Origin of the sequence: Azomonas agilis, assembly GCF_007830255.1 — a bacterium.
GTDB lineage: Bacteria > Pseudomonadota > Gammaproteobacteria > Pseudomonadales > Pseudomonadaceae > Azomonas > Azomonas agilis.
This window is the reverse complement of the sequence record NZ_VLKG01000002.1, coordinates 217325-232932: the sequence shown is the minus strand read 5'-3', so window position 1 is coordinate 232932 and position 15608 is coordinate 217325. Positions and strand designations below refer to the sequence as shown.

At 53.3% G+C, this 15608-nt stretch carries 16 protein-coding genes; 6 read left to right on the top strand and 10 right to left on the bottom strand.

The window, feature by feature from the left end:
- Positions 1-1194, bottom strand: coding sequence for an MFS transporter (locus LX59_RS03445; protein ID WP_144570446.1), 1194 nt, complete (start codon positions 1192-1194; stop codon positions 1-3).
- 16 nt (positions 1195-1210) lie between these two features.
- Positions 1211-2881: an AMP-binding protein gene (locus tag LX59_RS03440; protein WP_144570445.1), complete on the bottom strand. Its 1671-nt coding sequence runs from the start codon at positions 2879-2881 to the stop codon at positions 1211-1213.
- Positions 2882-3150: 269 nt separating this feature from the next.
- Here LX59_RS03440 and LX59_RS03435 point away from each other — a divergent pair, with 269 nt between their 5' ends.
- The gene (locus LX59_RS03435; protein WP_144570444.1) at positions 3151-4512 is read left to right on the top strand and encodes a (Fe-S)-binding protein; all 1362 of its coding nucleotides are present in this window, start codon (positions 3151-3153) and stop codon (positions 4510-4512) included.
- A gap of 173 nt (positions 4513-4685) precedes the next feature.
- Complete coding sequence (locus LX59_RS03430) at positions 4686-5156, top strand: MaoC family dehydratase (RefSeq protein WP_144570678.1); 471 nt, start codon at positions 4686-4688, stop codon at positions 5154-5156.
- A 495-nt stretch (positions 5157-5651) separates the two neighbouring features.
- Here the strand turns inward: LX59_RS03430 and LX59_RS15545 are convergent, their stop codons facing one another.
- The 3 genes from LX59_RS15545 to recQ all read right to left on the bottom strand — a co-directional run bounded on the left by LX59_RS15545 (position 5652) and on the right by recQ (position 8557).
- Entirely contained in the window at positions 5652-5825 is a 174-nt protein-coding gene (locus LX59_RS15545) for a hypothetical protein (protein ID WP_170234328.1), read from the bottom strand.
- Positions 5826-5878: 53 nt separating this feature from the next.
- Entirely contained in the window at positions 5879-6313 is a 435-nt protein-coding gene (locus tag LX59_RS03425; RefSeq protein WP_144570443.1) for a MarR family transcriptional regulator, read from the bottom strand.
- Between the two features lie 108 nt (positions 6314-6421).
- Positions 6422-8557 carry a DNA helicase RecQ gene (gene recQ / locus LX59_RS03420; RefSeq protein ID WP_144570442.1) on the bottom strand — a complete coding sequence of 712 codons (2136 nt, stop codon included), beginning with the start codon at positions 8555-8557 and terminating at the stop codon, positions 6422-6424.
- A gap of 137 nt (positions 8558-8694) precedes the next feature.
- On the opposite strand from recQ, the gene LX59_RS03415 reads away from it, so the two are divergent.
- Positions 8695-9282, top strand: coding sequence for a UPF0149 family protein (locus LX59_RS03415; RefSeq protein WP_144570441.1), 588 nt, complete (start codon positions 8695-8697; stop codon positions 9280-9282).
- A 10-nt stretch (positions 9283-9292) separates the two neighbouring features.
- Entirely contained in the window at positions 9293-9685 is a 393-nt protein-coding gene (locus tag LX59_RS03410) for a YbaN family protein (protein ID WP_144570440.1), read from the top strand.
- On the opposite strand, the gene LX59_RS03405 is transcribed toward LX59_RS03410, so the two are convergent.
- From LX59_RS03405 to cysK, 3 genes are all read right to left on the bottom strand, one after another.
- Positions 9682-10269 (bottom strand): tRNA-uridine aminocarboxypropyltransferase, encoded by a 588-nt coding sequence (locus LX59_RS03405; protein WP_144570439.1) that lies wholly within the window; start codon positions 10267-10269, stop codon positions 9682-9684. The two genes, LX59_RS03410 and LX59_RS03405, sit on opposite strands and share 4 nt — an antisense overlap.
- Positions 10269-11096 carry a TOBE domain-containing protein gene (locus tag LX59_RS03400; protein WP_144570438.1) on the bottom strand — a complete coding sequence of 276 codons (828 nt, stop codon included), beginning with the start codon at positions 11094-11096 and terminating at the stop codon, positions 10269-10271. Before LX59_RS03400 ends, LX59_RS03405 begins: the two co-directional genes overlap by 1 nt.
- A gap of 64 nt (positions 11097-11160) precedes the next feature.
- Positions 11161-12135 (bottom strand): cysteine synthase A, encoded by a 975-nt coding sequence (cysK, locus tag LX59_RS03395; RefSeq protein WP_144570437.1) that lies wholly within the window; start codon positions 12133-12135, stop codon positions 11161-11163.
- Positions 12136-12278: 143 nt separating this feature from the next.
- Here cysK and LX59_RS03390 point away from each other — a divergent pair, with 143 nt between their 5' ends.
- Complete coding sequence (locus LX59_RS03390; RefSeq protein WP_144570436.1) at positions 12279-13121, top strand: AAA family ATPase; 843 nt, start codon at positions 12279-12281, stop codon at positions 13119-13121.
- Positions 13122-13135: 14 nt separating this feature from the next.
- Complete coding sequence (locus LX59_RS03385; RefSeq protein ID WP_144570435.1) at positions 13136-14314, top strand: vWA domain-containing protein; 1179 nt, start codon at positions 13136-13138, stop codon at positions 14312-14314.
- Here the strand turns inward: LX59_RS03385 and LX59_RS03380 are convergent, their stop codons facing one another.
- Together LX59_RS03380 and LX59_RS03375 are read right to left on the bottom strand one after the other, a co-directional pair.
- The gene (locus tag LX59_RS03380; RefSeq protein ID WP_144570434.1) at positions 14315-15103 is read right to left on the bottom strand and encodes a class II glutamine amidotransferase; all 789 of its coding nucleotides are present in this window, start codon (positions 15101-15103) and stop codon (positions 14315-14317) included. It abuts the gene before it with no gap.
- Between the two features lie 11 nt (positions 15104-15114).
- Complete coding sequence (locus LX59_RS03375) at positions 15115-15597, bottom strand: MFS transporter (protein WP_144570433.1); 483 nt, start codon at positions 15595-15597, stop codon at positions 15115-15117.
- Positions 15598-15608 lie beyond the last annotated feature (11 nt).

Below are 15608 nucleotides of genomic sequence, written 5' to 3'. Positions count from 1 at the left end.
TCAGGACGTTTGCACGCTTGATTCCAGTTTGTGGCCTTTCCACCATAGGCCCAAGGCCAGAAGACTGATCAGTCCACCCGCAACGCAGACACCCAGCCAACCTTGATGCTGATACAAAAACGACGACAGCAAGGAGCCGATGGCACCGCCCAAAAAGTACCCGGTCATATAACCGGCGTTCAGGCGATTGCGCGCCTCAGGCTGTAAACGGTAGATGGTGTTCTGATTGCTGACGTGGCATCCCTGAACCGCTAAATCCAGCATCAAAATACCTAAAATCAGAGCCAATACTGAGGAGCCACCGGCGCTCAATACCACCCAAGACAGCAATATCAGCACCAGCATGGCGGTGGTGACCAGCACAGCACGTCCCCGATCCGCCATGCGACCGGCCCAGTTAGCCGACAACGCTCCGGCGGCACCTACTAGACCAAACACACCAATTAAGGCATCCGAATATTCATAGGGCGGGCTGGAAAGCAGGAAGGCTAAAGGTGTCCAGAACAGGGCAAAGCTGGTAAAGCACAAAAAGCCCAACAGGGTACGCTGCCGATGTATGGGTTCATCTCGCAGTAGGTGGGCGACAGACAGCAGTAACTGAGGATAGCTTAAGCGCACCGAAGGATGGGCTTCGGGCAGGTTACGATACAGAGCCGCGGCCATGATCAGCATCATGCCCGCCGCCAGTCCGTAGACAGCCTGCCAATCGCCAAGGGAGGACAAACTTCCCGCAACGGTACGGGCTAATAAAATGCCCAGCAGTAAGCCGGTCATTAAACTGCCGATGACTTTTCCTCGCTCCTCTGGATGGGCCAAAGTGGCTGCAAAGGGCACCAGCACCTGAGCGACTACCGAAAAGAGTCCAGTAACGGCGGTACCCAACAGTAATAAAGGCAGGTTGGAAGCAAAAGCACTTAGGGATAATCCCAAAGCCGCTAGGATCAACATACCCACGATCAACCGCCGCCGCTCCAGCAAATCGCCCAAAGGCACTAGCAACAGCAGCCCAGTGGCATAGCTGAGCTGAGCCGTAGTCACCACCATACCCGCTTGGGCGAAACTCACCCCAAAGTCCACCGCGATGCTGTGCAACAGCGGCTGAGCATAGTAATTACTGGCGACCGCAATTCCCGTGGCCAGTGCCATCAGCAATACCAGACGGGGCTCCAACACAGGCGGATTTGACTCAGACATGGATGTACCTCAAACACTAGCTATCGGGATTGCGCAACGCACGCCGCAGGATTTTACCCACATTCGTTACGGGCAAGGAGTCGCGAAACTCTACATATTTTGGGCGTTTATAGCCGGTCAAATTGGTCTGCATGTGCTGCATCACCTGTTCATGGGTTAGGCTCATACCGGGTTTAACCACTACAAATACCTTAATGGCTTCCCCAGAGTGGGAGTCAGGGACACCGATAGCAGCACTGTGCAGCACTTCCGGTAACGCTGCGAGCACCTCTTCCAGCTCATTGGGATAAACGTTAAAACCAGACACTAAAATCATGTCCTTTTTACGATCCACAATGCGGATATAGCCATCGGGCTGAATCAGGGCAATGTCTCCAGTTTTAATCCAACCCTCTGCATCCAGTACCTGAGCGGTTTCTTCAGGGCGCTGCCAATAACCTTTCATAACCTGCGGGCCACGCACGCACAGCTCACCCAAGGAGCCAAGCGCCAAGGTAACGCCCTGCTCATCAATCACTTTGCAATCGGTGGAAGGTACTGGAATACCTATGGTTCCGAGTTGAATATTCTGAAAAGGGTTAACCGCTACTACGGGGCTGGTTTCGGTCATACCGTAGCCTTCTGAAATAGCGCAGCCGGTTATCTGCTGCCACTCAAGGGCGGTACTTTGCTGCAAGGCCATCCCTCCCGAAAAGGTGGCCTTAAGACGCGAAAAGTCCAAGGCTTGAAAATCCAAACGATGACATAGATTACTAAATAAGGTATTCAAGCCCACAAAAATGCTAAAGGGATAACGGTGCAACACTCTAATCAGGGTGGACAGATCGCGCGGATCAACAATCAGCAAACTGTGGCTGCCAATCAGTGCTCCCACCATGCAATGCAGGGTAAAGGCATACACATGATACAGAGGCAGGGGAGCCACCATGACCTCCCGTCCATCCTCCAAGCCATAACTCATAATGGCCCGACATTGCAGCATATTGGCAATCAGATTGCGGTGGGTGAGCATGGCTCCTTTAGCCAACCCCGTAGTGCCTCCGGTGTATTGGAGAATGGCTACCTCTTCAGGATCGGGGTCATGATCCTGCAAGCTTTGGCCCCGACCTTGATGCAAGGCTGCTCTAAGCGAAATGGCTTGAGGAATCTGATACGGACGAACCTTTTTCTTCAGATACTTTACCGCCGCGTTCACCCAAAAACGCCTCCAAGGATTGAGTAAATCCCCGACTTCGCTAATCAACACGTATTGAATCTGGGTACGCGGTAAAATCTCCGCCACACTGTGGGCCGTGGTGTTCAAACACACCAAAGCACGCACCTTGGCATCCCCAAACTGATGCTCCAGTTCCCGGGCTGTGTACAGAGGGTTGGTATTCACCACCACCAAACCGGCACGCAACGCGCCAAACACCACCACAGGATACTGAAGCAGATTCGGCAACTGCACCGCAATCCGATCCCCCGGTTTCAAATCCGTATTATTTTGCAGCCAAGCCGCAAAGTATCCTGATAGACGATATAAGTCCGCATAGGTCAGAGTTTTTCCCAAACTGCTAAAGGCGGGGCGATCCGCAAAACGGGTACAGGAGGCACGCAAGGCCACCAAAACATTCCGGTACGCATCGGGATCAATGGTTCGAGCCAGACCACTTGGATACTTATCGGCCCAAAAATCCTCAGTCATGGGGATACTCCTTATTGTTGTGTCTACTGCAATGACGACCCATAGGACTTGACTCTACGAAGCATTGCCGCCGTTTTAGCCACAGAAGTCAAATCCAGCCACCCTTTAGCCTTGTTTTAGCTACCGCTGCGACCCTCAGGCTGGTATCTGGACTGCCTCTTGCTTAGGATTAGTCTACTTTTTCCGTGACCTTAGCCGCACATCATGAATTTATTTTTGTTTTCCTCGCATTTCCCACGCTGTTGCCTCCTCCTTACAGGAGGTCTGTGATGAAGCATTTTCTGGACTGGTCTGAATATAAAGACTCCGGTATGGGCGATGCCTATGCCGACATCCCCAAACACGGGGAAGACTTTGCCAAGGCCATTGCGGTATGCATCAACAGCCGCCAGTGTGAGGCTGAAGGCAAGCAAGTGATGTGTCCTAGCTACCGCATCACCGGAAATGAGCACTTTTCCACCGGTGGACGGGTACAGCTACTCAAAGCCGCCCTAAATGCCGAACTCCCCGAACGCGCCCTAGCCGATCCGCTGTTGGCTGAAGCCATGGATCTGTGCGTGTCCTGCAAAGGATGCAAGCGCGAGTGTGAAGCCAACGTCGATATGCCCCTGATCAAGGTGGAATATCTGGCTCAAAAAGCCGCGCGCCAAGGTTTGAGTCTACGCAGCCGCCTGTTTGCCCATACGCCACGCTGGTTGCATTATGCCAATGGGTTACGCCGTCTGATTCATTGGCGCAACCGCAGCGCGTTACTGGCTTGGGTATCGGAAAAAATCTTCCGCTTGGCGGCCCAACGCCCACTCCCAGAACCCGCCCTAAAAGCGTTCAAAAATAGCGAAGCAGCCCTTAAGCCCCCTAAAACCGAGGGCGCAACCGAAATCGTACTCCTGATCGACACCTTCACCCGACATTTTGAACCTCAAATCGCAGAAGCCGCGATTGAGGTGCTACAGGCCGCCGGTTATCGTATCCAAATCGCTGAACCCAAGGTTGGGGCTCCAGAAGCGCAACGTCCGCTGTGTTGCGGGCGTACCTATCTGGCCCAAGGCATGATTGATCAAGCACGCGCCGAAGCCAAACGCCTTGTAGAGGCACTGCTGCCCCATGTGGAAGCGGGCCGAACCGTTGTGGGCTTAGAGGCTTCCTGTGTGTTAGGTTTGCGCGATGACGCTAAAGCGCTCGGACTAGGCGATGCGGTAGATCGGGTCAGCAAACACACCCTGCTATTTGAAGAGTTTTTAGCCCGCGAAAGTACCGCTAAACGCCTCAACCTTGCCTTAAAAAGGCTGCCTAAAGATACGCTAGTACACGGTCATTGCCATCAAAAAGCCGTGGGAGCCATGAAAGCCGTCCGCCGCGTGCTCAAACTGATCCCTGAGCACGAGTTCACCCTGATTGAGGCGGGTTGCTGCGGTATGGCAGGTACCTTCGGCATTGAAGCGGAACACGCCCAAATGTCTACCACAATGGCAGAGCAGGCTTTGTTACCGGCATTACGCGCCCAACCGGAAGCCTCAGTAGTCGCCAATGGCTTCTCATGCCGTCACCAAATTCGTAGCCATAGCGAGGCGCGCCCCAAACATTTGGCTGAATTACTACGGGATGCGCTGGCTGAACCGACTCAGGCATAGACCAACTGCATCACTCCTGTGTTAAACATCAACACAGGAGCCTTAAAAACTCCGTATAAAAACCATACCTAAAACCCCAAGATAGCATCGCTGCATAGGAGCTTATGAGAATAAGGGGCAGTTTCTGCCGTGCTATCCCAGCCCGATGACCCCCGGGTTTTCTCCCCATGACTATGACAACCATTAACAATATACCCTACGATGCCCTAGAGCCCGGCATGAAGGCTCAATACAGCAAAACCATTGAGGAGCGCGATTTAATACTCTTTGCCGAAGTATCAGGCGACCATAATCCCCTGCACCTTGATCCTGAGTTCGCGGCCAAAACCATCTTTAAGGGACGCATCGCCCACGGCATGCTCAGTGGCTCACTCATCAGCGCGGCTATTGCGTGCAAGCTACCGGGGCCGGGCTCCATTTACTTGGGCCAAAGCCTAACTTTTACTCATCCTGCCCGAATCGGCGATACCCTAACCGTAGAATTAGAGGTGCTGGAAAAACTGCCCAAATTTACAGTACGTATCGCTACCCGCGTTCTGAATCAGAGCGGTACGGTTTTAGTTGAGGGTGAAGCTCAGGTGATGGCACCGCGTAAGCAGCAGGAAGTAGAACTGAGTCCATTACCACCCATTCAGATTGGCTAAGTCGAGGTATACAAGCTGATCAGCAGAGCCTAACCCGCTCTTGCTGATCCAAATCCGTAGTGCTTTAATAGGCGGCATAAATTTTATGCAAAAAAAGAAGGCGACCGGAGCCGCCCAATTGCCTTGCGTGCCTTTATTGTTTGCTCCTGCGCACGTCTTAAGCGTGCTTTCTGAGATGAACTACAGATGCAGGATGGAGTGTCTTAAATACAGCCCTAGATCAGTTGCCCAAAAAGGCGACCATTAGGCAGGCTGTAATCACCCCTGCGAATATCATATTGTCAACCATCTCCCCCCCTTGGCCCCGATCTCGTCGGCTGCTCTTTTTAGCTTGCACTTTTCGGGATGCCCCCCGTATCTGTATCAAACAATAGCAGAGAACGAATAGGAAGCATTGACCCGCGTCAAGTGCCATCACCCCGGATGAAAGGACCGGAGTGATACTTGATATAAGTCAATTTAAAATCCGAACTTAGGGCGACGCAGGGTAGTCTTTTACTTTTTCCCTGGTTTTTTGCTCGACTTGCCCGCCTTTTTCTTATTTTTTGGGGCAGGGGTATTTAGCGGCAAGGCGCGCTCAAAGGCTTTGCGTACATCCTCAAGGCGGCGCTCGTGGATGTTATGGATGCGCTTTTCACGCTCTAAGGCTAAGTCAGCCAAAGTACTCATCAATCGTCCTCCTCGAAACAGGTGCGCTACACCAGTCCAGCCTCAAGGCCTCCTTAAGAACGATTAAGGTTTCTTAGGATCGTCTGATGTACCCGCATACAGGTTTGTAAATCTGACTCGTCAATCCCCGACAATAGATCATGATACATCTGTGCGGTAATCGCCTCGATCTGTTGGATCAGGGGTTGGACTTCATCGGTTAGCACAATTTTTTTGGCCCGTCGATCTTCAGGAACCAACAAGCGTCGAACATAACCTTGGCTCTCCAAACTATCGAGTAAGCGCGCCAAAGTGGGGCCTTCAACACCCACAATTTGAGCCAACTCGCGTTGTGTGGGTGGTTCCAACATACGGGAAACATGCAATAACACCAGCCAGCGCGCTTGAGATAAACCCAAATGTGCCAGACGGCGATCTAATTCTGCACGCCAAGAGCGCGCTAATAACGCCAGAAGGGGGCCAAATCGAACAGGGGGCTTTTGGGGCATTACTTAAATGTCCAATCCAATACAGGGTTACGCAGGCTCATTATTAGCCAACTAAAGACTTTGGTTGCTTTTGCGAGAATGACAGCCTCGTGCTTCAAGTGCAATCGCTCAATCTCCACACTCAACCAGCAAGGCAGCGCGGATGCACTGCAAAATCCCTGTGGCAACCTGATGATTTAATTGCTCCGACACATAGGCAACTGAGGGTAAACCCTCCTCTCCTGCCAAAAATAAATCTTGAATATCGCCTAATAAGTCATCAGGAATATCCAGTGCCTGTTCTAATCTGAGCAATTGTTCAGCAATAGCTTCAGCCAATACGGGATAAACTTTAGACTCAGAGCAGTTCAGTTGCAGGGCAATTTGTTCAGGACTCATCCCTGCCGCCGCCAAACAGACCACTTCGTGCCGCCAATCGGTAACCGCTGGAGGTTTTGAACTGGGTTGCCCCAGCAATAAGGCTAGAAAATCTGCGCCATAACGCTCTAGCTTGCGGGCTCCCACGCCATTGATTTGGGCAAGATCCTTTAGAGTACGCGGCTTACGGCGCAGCATTTCAATCAGCGTGGCATCCGGGAAGATAATGTAAGGTGGAACGCCCTGCTCTTCAGCCAAACGTCGGCGAAGGGCGCGTAAAGCTTCCCATTGGGGACGCTCCTCAGCACGCACACCCTGACTGGCCACGCTGGATGTATGTTGAGGCACGCTTTGGCGTTTCCAACCTACATCTCGCCGTAGCTGCAAACTAGCCGCTCCGCGCAACAAAGGGCGGCAGCTTTCTGCTAAACGCAGTCCACCGTGGCCATCCAAATCTACGTCGACTAAACCCCGTGCGATTAACTGACGGAATAGGGAGCGCCAGTCCGCCTCGGAGCGCGTTTGGCCTATGCCAAATACGGACAAATGTTGATGGCCCAAACTGCGTACACGGTCATTTTCACGGCCTAATAAAAGGTCAATCAGATGCCCTACACCATAGCGTTGACCACTGCGGTAAATCGCAGACAGCGCCTGCCGCGCCGGTTCGGTAGCATCCCAAGTTTCGATGCCGTCCACACAGATATCGCAGTGGCCACAGGGCTGAGGCAGCACTTCGTCAAAGTAGGCCAACAGCACTTGGCGGCGGCAGCGGGTTTCCTCACACAAAGCCAGCATGGCCTCTAATTTGTGCTGCTCGACCCGTTTGTGGCGATCATCCCCTTCTGAATTGGCCAGCATCTGCTTAAGCAGCAGTACGTCCTGAAGCCCATAAGCCATCCAAGCATCGGCGGGCAGTCCATCCCGGCCTGCGCGCCCGGTTTCTTGATAATAGGCCTCTAAGGATTTGGGCAGATCCAAGTGAGCCACAAAACGCACATTGGGCTTATCAATCCCCATACCGAAGGCGATGGTGGCTACCATGATTACGCCTTCTTCGTTAAGAAAGCGGCGCTGATGTAGCGTTCGCTGCTCACTGGGCAAACCGGCGTGGTAAGGCAGGGCTGCAAAACCCTGTTGGACAAGAAAAGCGGCTACCTCTTCCACCTTACGCCGTGACAGACAATACACAATGCCGGCCTCACCCCGTCGCTCCTCCAAAAAAGCTAATAGCTGACGACGCGGCTGATCTTTAAGCACGATGCGGTAAAAAATATTAGGCCGGTCAAAACTGGATACAAATAACTCCGCCTGCTGCAAATGCAGGCGCTGGACGATTTCTTCGCGGGTACGCTTGTCGGCTGTGGCGGTCAATGCAATGCGCGGAACCTGAGGAAACAGCTCAGCTAACTGTCCTAACTGTAAATATTCTGGGCGAAAATCGTGCCCCCACTGGGATACACAGTGCGCCTCATCAATAGCAAACAGGGCTAAGGGCAAGCGCTGCAAAAAAGCCAACATACGCGGCTGAACGAGGCGTTCGGGGGCTAAATACAGCAATTTAATCTCACCCCGACGCAGCCGATCAGCGATATCCCGTTGCTGCTCAGGTGTTTGGGTGGAGTTTAACGCCACCGCCGCTACCCCAAGCTCCTCTAGGGCCGCCACCTGATCTTCCATCAAAGCAATCAGGGGGGAGACCACCACGGCCAAGCCATCGCGTAACAGGGCAGGCACTTGATAACACAAGGATTTTCCGCCGCCGGTGGGCATTAATACCAAGGCATCTCCACCACCGGCCAAGCGCTGGATAATCGCGGCTTGATGCCCTCGAAACTGGTCATAACCAAAAACTTCTTTCAGAATCTGCTGGGCTGGGTCGAGCATGCCGGTCTCCACGATGACCCCTGTATTATACGCAAAGCCCTCATTTAAAGACGTAGTTCAGCCTATATTCGGTGGATAGAGCCTAAGGGCTGGTCTAGAATCCAAACCCTTACAGTCTTCTCCAAGGTAATTTCCAGATGTCTTTCGCCGAGCAACTTACCCGTCTGCAAGTGTTTCTTGATGCTGATGACCTGCACGAAGAAGCGCTGGATTACATCGCTGCCCACGGCTATCTAACGGCCTTAAGCATTTGTCCTGAAGAAATTTCCGAGCTTGAGTGGATTGATGCACTCTTTGCCGAGCCCCCTCAATACGTTGACGACACTGAACGCCAAGCCATTGAAGATACACTGGCTCAGCTCAAAGCTCATATTGGTCGCCAACTGGCCAGCGATGAAGATATTGAGCTGCCTTGCGAGTTAGATTTAGGCGATGACCCCGACGCCTCCGATTTGCGCGGCTGGTGTATCGGTTTTATGGAAGGCGTATTCCTGCGCGAATCAGTTTGGTTTGAAGAGGCCGAAGAAGAAGTCAGCGAACTGCTGTTGCCCATTATGGTGGGCTCGGGGCTGTTTGATGAGCAGCCTGAATTTTCTGACATCGCCCAAGACTATGACTTAGTGGACGAAATGGTGGCGCAGATACCTGAGATACTCACGGCGCTCTATCTACTGTGCCAAGCACCGGCAGAAAAACCTGCTCTGCTCAAGCCCCGCACCCACTGATCGACTCCCTATGCCAAGCCCACACCCTAACCCTTTAGTCCGTATGGTTCTTTTGGGAGCGGGTTGGCTGGCCATTGTGCTCGGGGTGTTGGGGATTTTTCTCCCTTTACTGCCCACTACGCCCTTCTTACTCTTAGCCGCCGCCTGCTTTGCCCGTAGCTCAGAGCGTTTTTATCAGTGGCTTATCAGTCACCCGCGCCTTGGGCCTTGGTTTCGAGACTATCTGGATGGCCAAGGCATTCCCCTAAAGGGCAAGGTGTACGCTATTGGCCTGATGTGGATGAGCATCAGTATTTCCTGCTGGATCGTTCCCATTTTCTGGGCACGCATGGGGATGCTGTTGACAGCAATGCTGGTGACGATTTGGATCGTGCGCCAAAAAACGCGGGTGATTCAACGCTAACAACCGTGGTTACGCTGATACACCTCTGTCCCCATAGCCGCAATTTGCCCTTCAATCAGAGCCTCAAAGGGCACCAGCAACGCCTCAAAACGCTCACTGCGCTCGATAAGACTGAGGGCTATTACTATGGCTTCCAAGGTTGACAAAGCATCGGGCAGGGGCGCTTTACGCACCCGGTAACGCGATCGGCAACCCTCAGGCAACTTTAGTTGCGGTAAGGCTTGCAGGGCTGGATTTAGGTACAGCAGTTTACGGGCTTTACGCCAAGTTCCATCCAGTACAATCAGTCGCTCAACAGCAGTTTGCTCGGCCAGAGTCAGCTCCTTCAGAGAACGCGCCTCAGGGCCGGGAAAAAGTAAATAAGTCCCCGAATCAATAGGCAGATGAGGAAATTGCTCTCCCAAGCATAGGTTGGCCCTCTCCAGTCCTAAAACGGCCAAGCGCGCTGTGTTTAAAGCATGCCGAGCCTCATCCGGATGTTGCAGAATCTGCACCTGTACGCGGCTAGAAAGGCTCGGAATTAAGGAGCAAAGGCAATGACTTAGAGGGCGCTGGCAGCGTACACAGCGCAGGCGAGCAGCCATTAATCGTAAGCCGCCAAAATCACACTGGAAGCCTTAAAGAAGGCACAAATCTTTTTACCCACCACAATGTCCATGCTTTGACAGCTTTCATGGCTGACCACTGAGGTTACAGTGCGTCCTGAAGGCAACTGCAAGCTGACTTCATCGTTTACCGAGCCTTGGTGAATTTCTACCACCTCGCCCCAGAGTTGATTGCGGGCGGTTAGGTGCGTATCAGGCTCACTACTCAGTAGCACTGAGGAGGACTTCACAAAGGCTAAGACTTCTTTACCAATGGTCAGATGCAGGCTTTCGGCGCTGGTTTTGGTAATCACCGCCAGAATCTCGGTTTCAGCATCTAGGCGCAGACGGACTTCGTAATCCACACCGCCATCGCGCAGGCCAGTGATGATACCTGAGAATTGATTGCGAGCACTGGTCTTCAACGATAAACGCCGCATCAAGCGCTGAAAGTCTTGCACGTCACCGCGCTGTACGTCCGTCATGCAATCACTAAGCTGATCCAGCGCGTGCTGATACTCCAGCTCCAAGGCACGGTACATAGCGACTAAGCGGCGGCCATAATCCGTGAGCTGGGTTCCACCGCCCTGCCGTCCACCACTGACCCGAACCACTAGGGGTTGGGCCGACATATTGTTCATCGCATCAATGGCATCCCAAGCTGCTTTGTAGGACAGCGGGACAGATTTAGCGGCCTGATTGATGGAGCCCAATTCGTCAATCAACTCCAGCAGACGAATACGTTTGTCAGACAAAGAACCGCCCTCACCCGTTCCGCTTTCCAGTGAGAGACGACCAATAAAACGCTGATGATCCTGCTCGGACATGAATCCTAGTTCCCGATAGTAGAGTAGGAGGCCAACATAGGCCCCCTTAACAGTCTATCCTAGGTTACTGCACCAATTCTTGTTCGGTAAACAATCCATCAAACAACATGGAGGATAGATAGCGCTCTCCTGAATCTGGCAACACCACCACAATGGTTTTGCCTTGCTGTGCGGGCTCATTGGCCAACTTCAAGGCCGCAGCTACGGCAGCGCCCCCGGAAATACCGCACAGGATGCCCTCTTCACGCATCAGGCGCAGAGCTATGGCTTTGGCTTCGTCGTCGGTGACAGTCTCTACCCGATCCACCAAGGACAGATCGAGGTTTTTAGGCACAAATCCCGCCCCAATGCCCTGAATTTTATGCGGTGCAGGTTTGACCTCATCGCCAGCCAGCGTTTGGCTGATCACAGGGGAACCCGCAGGCTCCACCGCCACCGACAGAATGGCCTTACCCTGAGTTTTTTTAATGTAACGCGATACGCCAGAAATAGTGCCGCCGGTACCTACGCCCGATACCAGCACATCAATTTCACCATCGGTATCATTCCAGATTTCGGGGCCGGTGGTTTTTTCGTGGATGGCGGGGTTAGAGGGATTTTCAAACTGTTGCGGCAGGAAATACAGCTCAGGATTGGAGGCCGCGATTTCAGTGGCCTTCTCAATCGCGCCTTTCATGCCTTTAGCGGGCTCGGTCAGCACCAGTTCAGCACCCAAGGCTTTCAGCACTTTACGGCGCTCCAAGCTCATGGAAGCGGGCATGGTCAGAATCAATTTGTAACCTTTAGCCGCCGCAACGAAGGCCAAACCAATGCCGGTATTACCCGAAGTGGGTTCGACCAAGGTCATACCGGGCTTTAAGCGACCATCGGCTTCGGCATCCCACACCATACCCGCTCCGATACGACACTTTACCGAGTAGGCTGGGTTGCGGCCTTCGATTTTCGCCAGCAGAGTTACACCCTGTGGGCCTAAACGATTGATCTTGACCAGCGGAGTATTGCCAATAGATTGTGCGTTATCTGCGAATATACGGCTCATAGGGATTCTCGTTTTTATGTAGACGACATCAGGGGCATCAGCCTAGGCTCCCCCATCAAGATCGTCCAGCCTACGCTTATGCCTTGTATCTCTGAGCACCAACCCATTGGTTATAGAATGGATTTACTTTTCGGAGTTTGCTGATGAAATTTGAAGGTACTACTTCCTATGTGGCCACCGACGACCTAAAACTGGCCGTCAATGCCGCCATTACCCTGCAACGCCCGCTGCTGATCAAGGGTGAACCCGGCACCGGCAAAACCCTACTCGCTGAACAACTGGCCTCAGCCTTTAATACGCGCCTGCTGACCTGGCACATCAAATCCACCACCAAAGCCCATCAGGGTTTGTACGAGTACGATGCCGTGAGCCGTCTGCGCGACTCACAACTGGGCGTAGAAGGCGTACACGAAGTACGCAACTACCTGAAAAAAGGCAAACTCTGGGAAGCCTTTGAAACCGATGAGCGCGTGGTTCTGCTGATCGACGAAATCGACAAAGCCGACATCGAATTCCCCAACGACCTGCTGCAAGAGCTGGATCGGATGGAGTTCTTCGTTTACGAAACCGGCGAAACCATCAAGGCCAAACAGCGGCCCATCATTATCATCACCTCCAACAACGAAAAAGAACTGCCGGATGCCTTCCTACGCCGCTGCTTTTTCCACTACATCGCCTTTCCTGACCGCGCCACTTTGCAACAAATCGTGGATGTGCATTTTCCCAACATCAAAAACGAGCTGGTCAACGAGGCGTTAAATATCTTTTTTGACGTGCGCCAAGTGCCGGGGCTGAAGAAAAAACCCTCCACTTCGGAGCTGGTAGATTGGTTAAAACTGCTGATGGCTGACCAAATCGGCGAAGCCGTATTGCGGGAACGCGACCCCACCAAAGCCATTCCACCCTTGGCCGGAGCCTTGGTGAAAAACGAACAGGACGTACAACTCCTTGAGCGTCTGGCCTTTATGAGCCGCCGTAAAAGCTAACCGGAGGATGCGCCATGCTGCTCAGCCTGTTTGACGAACTGCGCGCGGCCAAGGTGCCGGTGTCCATTCGCGAGCTGTTGGATTTATTGCAAGCCCTGCAACAAGGCTTGGTGTTCGCGGATATGGACGATTTTTACCGGCTGTCACGGGCGATTTTGGTCAAGGATGAGCGCTACTTCGACCGTTTTGACCGTGCCTTCTCCATCTACTTCAACGGCTTACACGACGTGGATCAGGCGCTACAGGCTTTAATCCCTGAGGATTGGTTGCGTAAAGAGTTTGAACGCCAACTCAGCGAAGAAGACCGCGCCGCCCTGAAAAGCCTCGGTGGATTGGATAAGCTGCTGGAAGCCTTCAAACAACGCTTGGCCGAACAAAAAGAACGCCACGCTGGCGGCAACAAATGGATCGGCACCGGCGGCTCCAGCCCTTTTGGCTCTGGCGGCTACCACCCGGAAGGCATCCGCATTGGTGATGCCGGACAGCGCCAAGGCAAAGCGGTTAAGGTGTGGGAACAGCGCGAATACCGCAATCTAGACGATCAAACCGAAGTCAGCAGCCGCAATATCCAAATGGCACTGCGCCGCCTACGCAAGTTCGCACGCAGCGGGGCTGCCGAAGAACTCGACCTCGACAGCACCATCGAACACACCGCCCGCGATGGCGGCATGCTCAATATTCAGATGCGCCCGGAACGGCGCAACGCAGTGAAGCTGCTGTTGCTGTTTGATGTCGGCGGCTCTATGGATGGCTGCATTCAAGTCTGTGAGGACTTATTTTCAGCCTGCCGCATGGAGTTCAAACATCTGGAGTATTACTACTTCCACAACTTCATTTACGAAGGCTTATGGCGCGACAATAGCCGACGCTTTTCCGACATTACCCCCACGCTGGATGTACTGCACACCTACGGCCCGGATTGGAAAGTGGTGTTTGTCGGTGATGCGTCCATGTCGCCCTACGAAATCAGCCACCCCGGCGGCAGTGTCGAGCACTGGAACGAGCAAGCCGGTTATCAGTGGATGCAGCGCTTTACCGAGCACTTCCCCAAGCTGATCTGGATTAACCCCCTCCAGCCACAGCAGTGGAAATACACCCAATCCATCGGCATGGTGCAGGAGCTGATCGGCCCGCGCATGTACCCCATGACACTGGCCGGACTGGAGGAGGGGATGCGCTATCTGGCCAAATAGCTAGGGCGGAGACGAGCTGATTTGGCCACGCGCCACACTCACGCCCTGTCGCCACAGTACCCAAGTACCGGGAGGATGGCGTGTCCACGTCTCTTCCTCGGTTAAGGGCTCGGTGGCCAACACCGTTACGATGTCATGGGGCGTGGTAACGGCGTGAAAGTCCACACTTAAATCCGCGTCCTTCAGGTGCGCCGGGCCAAAGGGAGCGCGACGGGTGATTTCAGCCAATTTGGTGCTGCAAAAGCTGAACAGCCAATCCCCATTGCTCATCAGGCAATTAAATACCCCCTGAGCTTGGTATTCCGCGCAGGCTTGGGTCAGCAGTGGTAATAGCTGCTCTACCTCCACCGGCTCCGGGAATTGCTGGCGAATACGGTTCAAAAGATCACAAAACAGCCGCTCACTGTCGGTAGCTCCCACCGCACGGTAAAAACTCTGGGGCGGATTGAATTCTTTGAGCTGGCCATTATGGGCAAAGCACCAGTAATGCCCCCATAGCTCGCGAATAAAGGGATGGGTATTGGCCAAACAGACATCCCCGACATTGGCTTGGCGAATGTGCCCAATCACCAGCTCACTTTTGATCTGATAGCGCTGCACCAACTCAGCCACTTCAGAGTGGGCACTGGGCTGAGTGTCCTGAAATAAACGCAGCCCTTTGCCCTCATAAAAAGCCACACCCCAACCATCGGTATGGGGGCCCGTTCGTCCACCACGTTGCATCAGTCCGGTGACGCTAAACAGGATGTCCGTAGGGACGTTAGCGCTCATCCCTAACAGTTCACACATAGATCACTACCTCAGAGACGGGGCTCAATACGGCTTGATGCTCTAGGAGTCGATGACGCTGACTCCAAAGACGGATGAGGCGGACTGTACCTGTGTCGCTCTGCAAACAGGTAATACTCGGTGTCAGCCTCGTCCAGCGGTTCTTGGTGTTCAAGGCTTAGGTATTGGCGCTGCCAAAACCAACGCACCGCAACGAATACCAAATAGATCGCCAGCCCGATCAACAACGATAGCACCAGATCCGAAACAGCACGCCATACGCTATTGCCCATGCCAAATAGCAGATCCATGGCGGTAATCGCAATCGCAGGCGCGTGCAAACCGCGCTCTGCGTCCACCATCGTAGGGGTTAGCAGCAGCGCTGCGCCCAATATCCAGAGCGGCTCGCGCAACCAACGCCACATCCAACGCGTTAAGCGCCACCAGACCAAGAGCCCGCCTAAAGCTCCCAGTAAATAGATTGACCAAGCCAGAGGATAGTCATTCTCAAACATCAGCAGCGACC

Bases quoted from the DNA above. Each gene is read 5' to 3' on its own strand.
- LX59_RS03440 (WP_144570445.1), bottom strand. From the start codon at position 2,881: ATGACTGAGGATTTTTGGGCCGATAAGTATCCAAGTGGTCTGGCTCGA.
- LX59_RS03390 (WP_144570436.1), top strand. From the start codon at position 12,279: ATGAAATTTGAAGGTACTACTTCCTATGTGGCCACCGACGACCTAAAA.
- LX59_RS03375 (WP_144570433.1), bottom strand. From the start codon at position 15,597: ATGTTTGAGAATGACTATCCTCTGGCTTGGTCAATCTATTTACTGGGA.
- LX59_RS03385 (WP_144570435.1), top strand. From the start codon at position 13,136: ATGCTGCTCAGCCTGTTTGACGAACTGCGCGCGGCCAAGGTGCCGGTG.
- LX59_RS03430 (WP_144570678.1), top strand. From the start codon at position 4,686: ATGACAACCATTAACAATATACCCTACGATGCCCTAGAGCCCGGCATG.
- LX59_RS03445 (WP_144570446.1), bottom strand. From the start codon at position 1,194: ATGTCTGAGTCAAATCCGCCTGTGTTGGAGCCCCGTCTGGTATTGCTG.
- LX59_RS03400 (WP_144570438.1), bottom strand. From the start codon at position 11,096: ATGTCCGAGCAGGATCATCAGCGTTTTATTGGTCGTCTCTCACTGGAA.
- LX59_RS03410 (WP_144570440.1), top strand. From the start codon at position 9,293: ATGCCAAGCCCACACCCTAACCCTTTAGTCCGTATGGTTCTTTTGGGA.
- cysK (WP_144570437.1), bottom strand. From the start codon at position 12,135: ATGAGCCGTATATTCGCAGATAACGCACAATCTATTGGCAATACTCCG.
- LX59_RS03435 (WP_144570444.1), top strand. From the start codon at position 3,151: ATGAAGCATTTTCTGGACTGGTCTGAATATAAAGACTCCGGTATGGGC.
- LX59_RS03425 (WP_144570443.1), bottom strand. From the start codon at position 6,313: ATGCCCCAAAAGCCCCCTGTTCGATTTGGCCCCCTTCTGGCGTTATTA.
- LX59_RS03415 (WP_144570441.1), top strand. From the start codon at position 8,695: ATGTCTTTCGCCGAGCAACTTACCCGTCTGCAAGTGTTTCTTGATGCT.
- LX59_RS15545 (WP_170234328.1), bottom strand. From the start codon at position 5,825: ATGAGTACTTTGGCTGACTTAGCCTTAGAGCGTGAAAAGCGCATCCAT.
- recQ (WP_144570442.1), bottom strand. From the start codon at position 8,557: ATGCTCGACCCAGCCCAGCAGATTCTGAAAGAAGTTTTTGGTTATGAC.
- LX59_RS03405 (WP_144570439.1), bottom strand. From the start codon at position 10,269: ATGGCTGCTCGCCTGCGCTGTGTACGCTGCCAGCGCCCTCTAAGTCAT.
- LX59_RS03380 (WP_144570434.1), bottom strand. From the start codon at position 15,103: ATGTGTGAACTGTTAGGGATGAGCGCTAACGTCCCTACGGACATCCTG.